The 11,015-nt window shown below is 66.0% G+C and carries 10 protein-coding genes; 3 read left to right on the top strand and 7 right to left on the bottom strand.

Features of this window, described 5'->3' with window-relative positions; genetic code table 11:
- Positions 1 to 179: 179 nt before the first annotated feature.
- A complete protein-coding gene (locus ACQR1Y_RS13010; RefSeq protein ID WP_434876716.1) occupies positions 180 to 1,079 on the bottom strand; it encodes a LysR substrate-binding domain-containing protein in 900 nt (299 codons plus the stop codon).
- 124 nt (positions 1,080 to 1,203) lie between these two features.
- On the opposite strand from ACQR1Y_RS13010, the gene ACQR1Y_RS13015 reads away from it, so the two are divergent.
- The gene (locus ACQR1Y_RS13015) at positions 1,204 to 1,959 is read left to right on the top strand and encodes an SDR family oxidoreductase (protein WP_434876717.1); all 756 of its coding nucleotides are present in this window, start codon (positions 1,204 to 1,206) and stop codon (positions 1,957 to 1,959) included.
- 27 nt (positions 1,960 to 1,986) lie between these two features.
- Here ACQR1Y_RS13015 and ACQR1Y_RS13020 read toward each other — a convergent pair whose 3' ends face one another.
- From ACQR1Y_RS13020 to ACQR1Y_RS13035, 4 genes are all read right to left on the bottom strand, one after another.
- Complete coding sequence (locus tag ACQR1Y_RS13020; protein ID WP_434857721.1) at positions 1,987 to 2,967, bottom strand: ABC transporter permease; 981 nt, start codon at positions 2,965 to 2,967, stop codon at positions 1,987 to 1,989.
- Positions 2,964 to 3,944 (bottom strand): ABC transporter permease, encoded by a 981-nt coding sequence (locus ACQR1Y_RS13025; RefSeq protein ID WP_434876718.1) that lies wholly within the window; start codon positions 3,942 to 3,944, stop codon positions 2,964 to 2,966. Before ACQR1Y_RS13025 ends, ACQR1Y_RS13020 begins: the two co-directional genes overlap by 4 nt.
- Complete coding sequence (locus ACQR1Y_RS13030; protein WP_434876719.1) at positions 3,941 to 5,482, bottom strand: sugar ABC transporter ATP-binding protein; 1,542 nt, start codon at positions 5,480 to 5,482, stop codon at positions 3,941 to 3,943. The genes ACQR1Y_RS13025 and ACQR1Y_RS13030 overlap by 4 nt, the downstream gene beginning before the upstream one ends.
- Before the next feature lie 89 nt (positions 5,483 to 5,571).
- Entirely contained in the window at positions 5,572 to 6,711 is a 1,140-nt protein-coding gene (locus ACQR1Y_RS13035; RefSeq protein ID WP_434857718.1) for a sugar ABC transporter substrate-binding protein, read from the bottom strand.
- A 210-nt stretch (positions 6,712 to 6,921) separates the two neighbouring features.
- Between ACQR1Y_RS13035 and ACQR1Y_RS13040 the strand changes: the two genes are divergently transcribed.
- The gene (locus ACQR1Y_RS13040) at positions 6,922 to 7,947 is read left to right on the top strand and encodes a LacI family DNA-binding transcriptional regulator (protein ID WP_434857717.1); all 1,026 of its coding nucleotides are present in this window, start codon (positions 6,922 to 6,924) and stop codon (positions 7,945 to 7,947) included.
- A 40-nt stretch (positions 7,948 to 7,987) separates the two neighbouring features.
- Here ACQR1Y_RS13040 and ACQR1Y_RS13045 read toward each other — a convergent pair whose 3' ends face one another.
- A complete protein-coding gene (locus ACQR1Y_RS13045) occupies positions 7,988 to 8,731 on the bottom strand; it encodes a response regulator transcription factor (protein WP_434876720.1) in 744 nt (247 codons plus the stop codon).
- 221 nt (positions 8,732 to 8,952) lie between these two features.
- Positions 8,953 to 9,654 (bottom strand): helix-turn-helix domain-containing protein, encoded by a 702-nt coding sequence (locus ACQR1Y_RS13050; RefSeq protein WP_434894307.1) that lies wholly within the window; start codon positions 9,652 to 9,654, stop codon positions 8,953 to 8,955.
- A gap of 379 nt (positions 9,655 to 10,033) precedes the next feature.
- On the opposite strand from ACQR1Y_RS13050, the gene ACQR1Y_RS13055 reads away from it, so the two are divergent.
- Positions 10,034 to 10,999 (top strand): MBL fold metallo-hydrolase, encoded by a 966-nt coding sequence (locus ACQR1Y_RS13055; protein WP_434876722.1) that lies wholly within the window; start codon positions 10,034 to 10,036, stop codon positions 10,997 to 10,999.
- The last annotated feature ends 16 nt before the right edge of the window (positions 11,000 to 11,015 follow it).

An 11,015-nucleotide genomic window follows, 5' to 3' on the forward strand; every position in this document is an offset into this window, starting at 1 on the left:
CGCCGTGGCAAGGGAGCGTTCAGTCCTGGGTGAAATCCCGGCTGTTTCGGCTTGCTCCGTCATTGCGAGCGCAGCGAAGCAATCCAGGATGGTGGGCGGGACTCTGGATTGCTTCGCTGCGCTCGCAATGACGTGTGGCGAGAGGAGGGGATCCAACCAGCAGTGCGGGTTGCGTAGGTTCACGCCATCTCGATCGACACGCCGGTCTCGCCGTGCTGGTCGCCAAGCCGCAAATAGTGCGCGAGATAGTCGTGCAGCGCGGTCGCCGCCTTTGACGTCGCGCCGCTGGATTTGTACAGCAGCAGCTCGACCTGGGGCAGCGGCGGCAGGCCGTCGGCGGAGCCAAGCTCGCGCATGCCCGCCACCAGCGCGCTGCGGCCGAGCACGGTGACCGCCATGCCTGCGAAGGCCGCCGCCTGCAGGCCGCCGACGCTTTCGCTTTGGCAGGCGATGCGCCAGCGCAGGTTCGCGGCCTCCAGCGCCGCGATCGCATGGTCGCGATAGATGTTGCCCTGGGGCAAGAGCGCCAGCGGAATGGGATGCTCCTGATGCGCCGCCGACTGCTCGCCGGTCATCCACACCAGCTGCTCGCGGCGCACGACCTGGCCGCCGGTGAAATCGTTCATGCGGGTGACCAGCGCGATGTCGACCTCGCTACGCTTGACCAGCCCGACTAGCGGCGTCGACAGCGCGCAGTTGAGCTCGACTTGGATACGCGGGAACGATTTTCGGAACACGCTGAGGATCGAGGGCAGCATGAACGCCGCATAGAGATCGGGCGTGCCGAGCACGACCTGGCCCTCGATCTCCTGCGACGCGAGCTGCGAGATCAGCTCGTCATGCAGCCGCAGGATCGAGCGCGCATAGGTCAGCACGATCCCGCCGTCCTCGGTGAGCGCCAGCCGTCGGCCGCCATGCAGGAACAGCTGCTTGCCGGTGAGCTCCTCCAGCCGCTGCAGCTGCAGGGTGATCGCCGGCTGGGTGCGTCCCAGCCGCCGGGCGGTTTCGGTGATGCTGCCGGTCTCGACCACCGAGATCAACGACCGGAGCATGCGGATGTCGAGGCTGATGAGGTTCATTCGTGATCCGTACTGCGGGCCTCGATGCAAGTTTCGTGCAAGTATCAGGGCGCCATGGCGTTGACACGGGTCGCCCTCGACCACATAACCGGTCGCAAATGACGTGAATTGAGGGAGAGGAACAGTGGCGGTCGGCTTGTTCGATCTGACGGGACGCCGCGCCCTGGTGACCGGGTCGTCGCAAGGCATCGGTCTGGCTCTGGCGCGTGGGCTGGCCGAGGCTGGCGCCGAAATCGTGCTCAACGGCCGCGATGAGGCGAAGCTCGCCACCGCGGCAAGCGAAATCAAGGGCGCGCGCGTGCTGGCCTTCGACGTCACGGACCACGCAGCGGTCCGCGCCGCGGTCGACCGGTTCGAGGCCGACATCGGGCCCATCGACATCCTCGTCAACAATGCCGGCATGCAGCACCGCGCGCCGCTGGAGGATTTTCCGGACGACGCGTTTCAACGGCTGCTGCAGACCAACATCGCCTCCGTGTTCAATGTCGGTCAGGCCTGCGGGCGTCACATGATCGGACGCCGCGCCGGCAAGATCATCAACATCGCCTCGGTGCAGACCTCGCTTGCGCGCCCCTCGATCGCGCCGTACACGGCGACCAAGGGCGCGGTTGGAAATCTCACCAAGGGCATGGCCACGGACTGGGCGAAGCACGGCCTGCAGGTCAATGCCATCGCGCCGGGCTATTTCGACACGCCGCTGAACGCTGCGCTGGTGGCCGACCCTTCGTTTTCGGCGTGGCTGGAGAAGCGCACGCCGGCGGGGCGCTGGGGCAGGGTCGAGGAGCTGGTCGGGGCGTGCATCTTTCTCGCCTCGGCCGCGTCGTCCTTCGTCAACGGCCACGTGCTCTATGTCGACGGCGGCATCACGGCTTCGCTGTGAAACCGCAGCCCGGATGTCGCCAAGTGGTCACGCCTTCTGGCGGCCGTAGATCAGCAGCATCAGGATGATCACCGCGCCATAGATCAACTGCCGTCCGGCTTCGCTGATCTGCATCACCGAGAGAATGGACTGGAGCAGGGTGATCAGCACCACGCCGGCGACGGTCCCGAGATAGCTGCCGCGGCCGCCGAGAATGTGGGTGCCGCCGAGCACGACCGCGGCGATCGACGGCAGCAGATAGGCATCGCCCATCGATTGCGCCGCCTTCGAGGCATAGCCCGCCAGCAGCACGCCGCCGAAGGCCGAGAGCGCGCCTGACAGCGCGAAGGCGAGCATCGTGATGCGGCGGGTGTCGATCCCCGAGAGATAGGCGGCGCGCTCGCGATTGCCGATCGCGTAGATGGCGCGGCCGAAGGTCGTGCGCGACAGCAGCCAGACCGCGGCGGCGCCGATCACGATCCAGACCAACACCGCATTGGGAAGCCCCGGCACGATGGTGCCGGTTGCGAGATAGCGCATCGCCTTGGAAGCGGAATCCTGCGGCGCGAAGCCGCCGGTATAGGCGACCATCAGGCCCTGCGCGACCGCGTTGGTGGCAAGCGTGATGATCATCGACGGGATGCGTAGATAGGCGACGCCGATGCCGTTCAGCAGGCCGATGGCGGCGCCGCAGAGGATGCCGAACGGGATCGCCAGCACGCCGCCGGTAGTGCCATGCGCGGCGGCCGCGCAGGCCATCATCGCGCCCGATGTCACCACCCAGGGCACGGAGAGGTCGATCTGGCCGAGCAAGATCACCAGCATCATGCCGGTCGCGATGACGCCGAGGAAGCTCGCGACCTTCAACTGCTGCAGCAGATAGTCCGGCGACAGGAAGCTGCGCGAGTAGAGACTTCCGACCAGGAGCAACAGCAGGATGCAGCCGAACGAGGCCGCCACCGCTGGATCGATCCGGCGCAGCAGGGCAGCCCCGCGATGAGCCGATGGAGATGCCGCGGCGTCACTCATGCGAACCACTCCAGGCGATTGCGCACGCGTACCAGGCCGAACGCGCCGATCGAGACCGCGAGCATCAGCACGACGCCCTGGAACAGCGGCTGCCACAGCGGATCGAAATCGAACACGAACAGGAGATCGCCAATGGTGCGGAACGCCAGTGCGCCGAAGATCGCGCCGATCGCGCTGCCGCGTCCGCCCATCAGCGAGACGCCGCCGAGCACCACGGCCGCGATCGAGAACAGCGTATAGGCGTTGCCGCTCGCATAGGCCGCCTCGCCGGTGTAGGAGAAGAAGGTCAGAAACAGGCCGCCGACGGCCGACAACAATCCGGCCAGCGCGTAGGCTGTGAACTTCGCGGCGCGGATCGGCGCGCCGGACATGTAGGCTGCGACCTCCGAGGAGCCGGTCGCGAATGCGGCGCGGCCGACGACCGAGCGGCTATAGGGCACCCAGATCACCAGCGCCGTGACGGCCAGCGCCACGAGACTGGTCGGCAGCACGCCGAACAGCCGCCCCGTCATCGCATCGGCCAAGGTCTCGTTGACTGAGCCGCCAGGATTGGGCCGCAGCATCAGGGCAAGGCCATAATACATGGCGCCGGTGGCGATGGTCGTCACGATCGGCTGCAGCCGGCCGAAGATCACGATCGCGCCGTTGAGCATGCCGCACAGGAGCCCGGTGCCGAGCACGCCGGCGACGCCGAGCGCGGTCTCGGTGGCGGTGCCGACGACGATCCAGGACGCCAGGCAATTGGTGAGCGTCAGGATCATGCCGACGGAGAGATCGATGCCGGCGGTGATCACCACGATGGCCTGCGCCATCGCGACGAAGGCGAGCAGGGTGGCCTTGTTGGACGCGGTCTGCACCATGTTGGCGCTGAAGCCGGCCGGATGGTTGGTGGCATAGATCAGGAACATTGCGATGAAGATGCCGATCGCGAGCAAGGTGCCGCGCTGCTCGGCGAGCCAGTATCGCCACTCGGTCATGTCAGACTCGCTTCCGCCCGTTCGCTGTCGTCGATGTTGAGGGCGCTGCTGACCAGCGCGCGCTCGGTGATCTCGGCGCCCGCGAGCTCGCGCCGGATGGCGCCATCATACATCACCAGCACGCGGTCGCAGCAGCCGATCAGCTCGTCGTAATCGGTGGAGTATAGCAGGATGGCTGCGCCGTCGTCGGCGAGCCGGCGCAGCAGACGATAGATCTCCTGCTTGGTGCCGACGTCGATGCCGCGCGTGGGATCGTTGAGCAGGATGATGCGCGGCTTGTTCATCAGCCATTTCGCGATCACGACCTTCTGCTGATTGCCGCCGGACAGCGCGCTGACGGGGAGATCGGGGGAGGCGGTCTTGATCTCGATCAGGCGGATCATCTCGTCGATCAGCGCCGATTGCTGCTGGCGGTCGATGACGCCGAACCGCGCGAAACGGTCGAAGGCGGCGGCCGAAAGGTTGTCGCGCACCGACATCGGCAGCATCAGCCCCTCGGTCTTGCGGTCCTCGGGAATCAGCGCAAGTCCGATCCGCTCGGATTTCGCCGTCACGGGACTGTCGATCGTCACCTTGGCGCCGTCGATCAGGATATCGCCGCTGGTGTCGCTGAGCACGCCGAACAGCGCCAGCAGCAGTTCGCGCTGGCCCTGGCCGTCGAGCCCGCCGAGGCCGATGATCTCGCCAGCGCTCAGTGAGAAGGAGATGTTCTTGAGGCGATCCCCCCAGCCGAGGTTCCGGCACTGCAGGGCCGCGGGACGATCGTTCGCCTTGGGTGCTGGCTTGTCGGGGAAGGCATGCTTGTACTCGCGCCCGATCATCAGCTCGATCACCTCGGCATCGGTCTTGGTGCCAGCGGCGAAGGTCGAGATGCGACGGCCGTTGCGGAACACGCTGCAGTCGTCGGCGAGCTCGGCGATCTCGTGCATGCGATGGGAGATGTAGAGCAAAGCGAGACCTTCGCTGCGCAGGCGCTTCAGCACCTCGAACACCTTGGTGACGTCGGACGCCGTCAGCGCCGACGTGGCCTCGTCGAGGATCAGGATCTTCGGCCGGCGCGACAGCGCCTTGGCGATCTCGACCATCTGCCGGCGGGACAGCGGAAGGTCCTTCACCAGCGCCCGCGGATGGATGTCGCCAGCGCCGGCGCGCTGCAGCGCCTCCTCGGCGATCCGCCGTTGCGCACGTCGGTCGATCATGCCGAACCGCGTCGGCGGATGCGAGATCATGATGTTGTCGGCGACCGACAGATCGGGGATCAGCGACAGCTCCTGGAAGATGCAGACGACTCCGGCATCGGTGGCCGCGGCCGGACGCGCGAAGGCGACCTCGCGCCCTTCGAGCGTCATGCGGCCTTCGTCGGGCGCGACCACGCCGACCATCAGCTTGATGAGCGTCGATTTGCCGGCGCCGTTCTCGCCGAGAATGGCGTGGATGCGGCCGGGATGGACCTCGAGATCCGCCCGGTCCAGTGCGACCACGCCGCCATAGCGCTTGGACAAACCTTCGGCGCGAAACAGCGGCTCGGCCGCGATCATGCTTGCTTCCTCGCTTGCGCGACAGTCATATCGGATCTGCCGCGCCATCCCTCGGAGATCGCGCGGCAGACCGGGGGCGTGCGGGCCGCCTACTGGTTTTCCTTCGACTGGCCCATGATCTCCTGCGCCGTGAAGTTGATGCCGCAGGTCGGGAAGGAGTTGCCGACGAAGAAATTGTCGGATTGCGACGGGAAGTAGTCGACGTCCTTCTTGAAGTTCGGATCCTCGACGACGGCGAGCGGCAGCTTGACCGATTGCGGCACGACCTTGCCTTCGAGAGCTGCGAGCGCGACCTTGATCGCGACCGCGACCTGCGCCGGGCCGGTGCCGGCCGAGGAGCACTTCAGGCCTTCCGACGCCTTGGCGGCGCAGAATTTGCGGAAGCCGTTCTCGGTCTCGCCGCCGAACGGCACCATCTTGTGCTTGGCGTCGAGCATCGCCTGCACGATGCCGGTGTCGCCGCCCTGGCCGGAGATCGCATCGAACGGACCGTTGGTCGCGATCGCATCCGCCGTCGCTTTCTGAGCGACGCCGTCGTCCCACTTGCCGACGACCTCGGTGACCTGCCACTTCTTGCCGGAGCCGTTGAGGACGGAGTGGAAGCCGTTGTGCCGGTCGGTATCGACGGACGTGCCGGCAACGCCGCGCACCTCGAGCACCTTGCCGCCATCGGGCACGTTCTTCACCAGCCATCGCGCCCAGAGTTCGCCGAGGCCCTTCTGGTCGACATTGACGTTGATCGCGTCCTCGGTCGCGAGGATATTGTCGAAGGCGACCAGGATCACGCCGGCCTGCTTGGCGCGCTTGATCACCGGGCCGAAGGCGGTCGGGTTCTGCGCGTTGACGACGATGGCGTCATACCCGGAATCGATGAAATTATTGATCGCCGAGATCTGCGCCGGCACGTCCTCGCCGGTCGAGACGACCTTGAACTCCTTCAGCTTGGCCTTGACCTCCGGCTGCGCCGCATAGGCCTTGGCCGTCTGGATCATCTGGATGCGCCAAGTGTTGGCGATGTAGCCGTTCGCAAGCGCGATACGGTAGGGGCCTTTCTTGGCGGGAAACTTGAAAAACTTGGTGTCCGCGGTCCACGGCACCATGCATTCGGGCTCGGCCGCGGGACCCTTCACCATTTCGGGCTCCGCCAGCGCCTTGCTGGCAAATGCCGAGAGCAGCACCAGCGATGCGCAGGTGGCAAGGCATCGCGCCCTCATCGACTTGGACGACATTCGTGACCTCCCCTGTTGTTGTCACGTCAATCATTGACGCATGTGCGAGACGCCTCACTTGTGTCCGGAGGTTCGTCGTCTCAACGCGCCTAGGGTTACTGAGCAATGACAGCGCTGTCAATTACCGCTGCTCGGCTTTTGCCAAGCGAACGGTCTCGTGCAAATAATGGCGTCCTGACGAAGCCTTTGCCAAGCAGCGCATGAAAGCTCATGTCTCAGAAGCGTCGCACAACGTTGGAGGACGTCGCGCGGATCGCCAATGTCAGCGCTATCACGGTGTCGCGGGCGCTGCGGCGGCCCGACATGGTCTCGGTGGAGCTGCGGCGCCGCATCGAGGCGGCGGTGGAGCGGCTGGCCTATGTGCCGAACTTCGCCGCCAGCCGGCTCGCCTCGGCGCGCACGCATGCGGTCGGCGTGGTGGTCTCCTCGCTCTCCAACGGCATCTTCGCGGACTATCTGCAGGCGATCTATAACAGCCTGCTGCCGCTCGGCTTTCGCCCGGTGGTCGTGAGCAGCCGCTACTCGGCCGAGGAGGAGGAGGGCGCGATCAAGGCGCTGCTCGGCCAGAACATCGAGGCGCTGATCCTGGTCGGGGTCAACCAGACGCGTGCGGCGCGGCGGGTGCTCGAACGCTCGCGCATTCCGGTGGTGCAGACATTCGAGCTCACCGACGATCCGATCGATCTCAATGTCGGCCTGTCGCAGCGCAAGGGCGGCTATGCCGCCACGCATTTTCTGCTCGAGCTCGGCCACCGCCGCATCGCCTATCTCTCGGGCCAGCGCGACGATCGCGCCATGGCGCGGCTCGAAGGCTATCGCGCGGCCCTCGACGAAGCCGGGCTCGACTGCGCCTCGCTGGTCGCCTCGCGGCCGGCGCAGGCGACGATTTCGCTCGGGCGCAAGCTGACCTCGGACCTGCTCGCCACGGAGGTGCCCGACGCGATCTTCTGCTGCGACGACAACATCGCGCTCGGCGCGTTGTTCGCCTGCCAGCAGGCAGGACTGGATGTGCCGGGGCGGATTTCGCTGATCGGATTCAACGATCTCGAATTCGCAGCGGCGTCCAACCCGCCGCTGTCCACGGTGCTGACGCCCCGCGCCGACATGGGGCGCGTGGCCTCCGAAATGGTGCTGCAGGTGATCGCGACCGGCAAACGCTCGGGCAAGCGACAGGTCGATCTCGGCTTCGAGATCGTCGCACGGGGCAGCACCGGCCCGCGGACTCCGCGTGAGTGATCTCGCGCGCTGTTGCGTGGCCGCCAGGAGCCGCGATGGCTCAGGACCGTCCCAGTTCGAGGTCACGCACCTTCTGCACCATGTCGGTCACCGATCTCGCGCCGAGCTTCTTGAAGGCATTGCTCCGGTGCATCTTGACCGTGATCAGGGAGATGCCGAGCTCGGTGGCGATCTGCTTGTTGACCAGTCCGCGATCGAGCGCCATCAGGACCTCGGTCTCGCGCGGCGTCAGCCGGCTGGCCAGCTCGCGCAGGCCATCCGTCGCGCGCTCCTCGGCCTGCCGCACCGTCTCGATCTCGACTGCTTCCTGGATCGCGACCAGCATCTCCAGCGGGCTACAGGACTTTACGACGAAATTGAGCGCGCCGGAGCGCATCGCGCGCACGGCGGTCGCGACGTCGGGGGCCGTTGACGTCACGATGATCGGCGCGCGGATATTGCGTGCCCGCAGCGACGAGACAAGCTCCCGGCCATCGTCACCACGCATCCCCGCATCGATGACGAGGCAACCGACGTCGCGCGCGACGCCGGCCGCGAGCAGCCGCGCCGAAGAGGCGAACCACCGGGCCTCGAGACCGACGGACAACAGTGCCGCTTCGAGCCGGCACCTCGACGCCGTGTCGTCGTCGGCGATGGCGACGACGTTCGGGCGAGTGATCTCCGCTTCGTCGCGTCTCGGCGCGTGCCCCTTGCCGCAGCCACGGGCGGGCCATCCGCCTTGAAGAGGGCGAGCCTGCGGAGCCGGTTGCACCGCTGCATGTTGTCGTAGGAGCTGCACCGTCATGGTCAATCCAGAGTCCGTGGCGCGTCCGAATGCGACGTCGTGACGTCTCGAAAGCAATCCTGGGCGGCGGCGCCAACTAAGATGTGAGCTGGCGGGGAAAGCGAGGCCAAGCCCATCGTCGAGTCCGTAAGCGAGGCCGGTGCATGTCGTCTTCCGGAATCGATCTGACGCCTGAACATTTGCACGGTCGTCGTTCGCACCGCGATTCCTCCTGTTCGACGTCAAGACGCCTGTCGCCGCCACAGCGCAGGCGAGGTTCCCGTGATTTTGTGAAACGCCGCGCTGAAGTGAGCCTGGCTGCTGAAGCCAAGCGCGAGTGCGACGGAGACGACCGGTTGCCGGGTCTGGCGAAGCAGGTCCTGGGCACGGCGAATGCGTCGGTCGAGGATGTAGGCATAAGGCGGTCGCCCCGTCGCGGCCTTGAACTTTGCCGCCAAACGGACGCGTGGCAGGCCGGTGACGTCGCTGAGCTGTGACAGGTAGATCGCCTCTCCGAGATGCGCCTCGATGTAGTCGATGGCGCGATGAACCGCGTTGTCGGCCGTCGATGTCTTGTCGTGAACCTTGGCCATGCCGCCCTCGTGAAGCGCGATCAGGCGCGAGCCGAACGCCAGCGCGATCCCCTCCACGAAGGACGGGCCCGCGATGCCGTCGTAGATGTCGGCAGCCTTGAAGGCGAGGGCCAGTTGGCGGAGACCTTCGTCGTCGACCTCAGCGGTTTCGAACAGGCAGATGCTGCTGCGCTGCTCACGCCTGCACGAGCCGGCGATGCAATCGCGCAGCAACTCCTGTGAGAGAAAGATCCTCAGATTGTCGAACCGCCCGCCGATCATGCCGCGCCAGCCGCCCTGACGTGGACCGGTGATCAGCATCGCGTCCGCGTCTTCGCCGCCCGTCCATACGCGGCGGCCACCGATCAGCAATTCCTGCCGCACACGCCGCTGCACCAGCGTCAGGACATGGGAGTCGTCATCGTCATCGGCGCGGACTTCGACCGGTCCGTCGCACGCGCCGCGCCAGCGCGACAGCGAGACCTGGAGATCGCGGCCGTTCGAGAGCGTGACAGGGTCAGGTCTTGCGCGCCATTGCGTTTCATCATGGACCAACATGACAAGTCCTCACGATCGGCATCTGATTAGTCACTCGCGTGCATCCGCAACAGAGGCAAAGGCGGTGCCGCTGTGGTTTGTCGTGCAAATTGGAAGGTGGGGAACGCTTGCTGGAAGAACCGATGAGTTCCTGCGTTACGTTGCGGCACGAAGGCGGTGGCTGCCGTCGAAGCAGGCAACGGGAGATCGCAGGATGATCGAGGCTCGGCACCTTTCGCGACGGGGATTCTGCATCTGCTGTCTCGCTGCAGCCGGCACGGTGGCCGCCGGCGGCTGGCTGACACCCTCGCAAGCGTTTGCCGAAGCCCGCAACATCGTCGACCTGATCCGCGATTCCGCCGCTCATGAGCCGGTCAAGACGCATCGGCTGCGGGGCGGCGTGAGCGTGCTCGAGGGCTCCGGTGGCAATATCGCCGTGCTCGCCGGCAAGGAGGGAAAACTGCTCGTCGACGCCGGCATCACGGCCTCGCGGCGCAAGCTGCTGCAGAGCCTCAATGACATCGGCCGCGCGCCCATCACCCACCTGATCAACTCGCACTGGCATTTCGATCACACCGACGGGAATGCGTGGTTGAACGGCGAGGGGGCGGCGATCATCGCCCACGCGAACACACGCAAGCATCTGCTATCGGCGCAGCGCGTGGAGGACTGGGACTACAATTTCCCGACCTCGCCGCTCGCGGCGGTTCCCAGCGAGATCGTCAGCGCCGAGACGACGATGAAGCACAGTGGCGCGACGATCGTCCTCAGGCCCTACGGGTCTGCGCATACCGACTCCGATCTGTCGATCATCTTCACCGAAGCCGACATCCTGCATTGCGGCGATACCTATTGGAACGGGATCTATCCCTTCATCGACTATTCGACCGGCGGCAGCATCGACGGCATGATCAAGGCGGCCGATGCCAATCTCGCCGCGGCCGGTGACAAGACCATCGTCATTCCCGGACATGGCGCGCCCGCGAGCAACAAGAAGGAGCTCGCGGCCTATCGCGAGATGCTCGTGACGATTCGCGACAACGTCGCGAAGCTCAAGCAGCAGGGGCGCTCGGTGGATGACGCCATTGCCGCCAAGCCGACGGCCGCGTTCGACAGCCGTTTCGGGCAATTCCTGATCACGCCGGCCTTCTTCACCCGGCTGGTGTATCAAGGCGTTTGAGCGGGCCGTCACCCCG

It is taken from the genome of Bradyrhizobium sp. HKCCYLRH3099 (assembly GCF_051167855.1).
Taxonomy (GTDB): Bacteria; Pseudomonadota; Alphaproteobacteria; order Rhizobiales; family Xanthobacteraceae; genus Bradyrhizobium.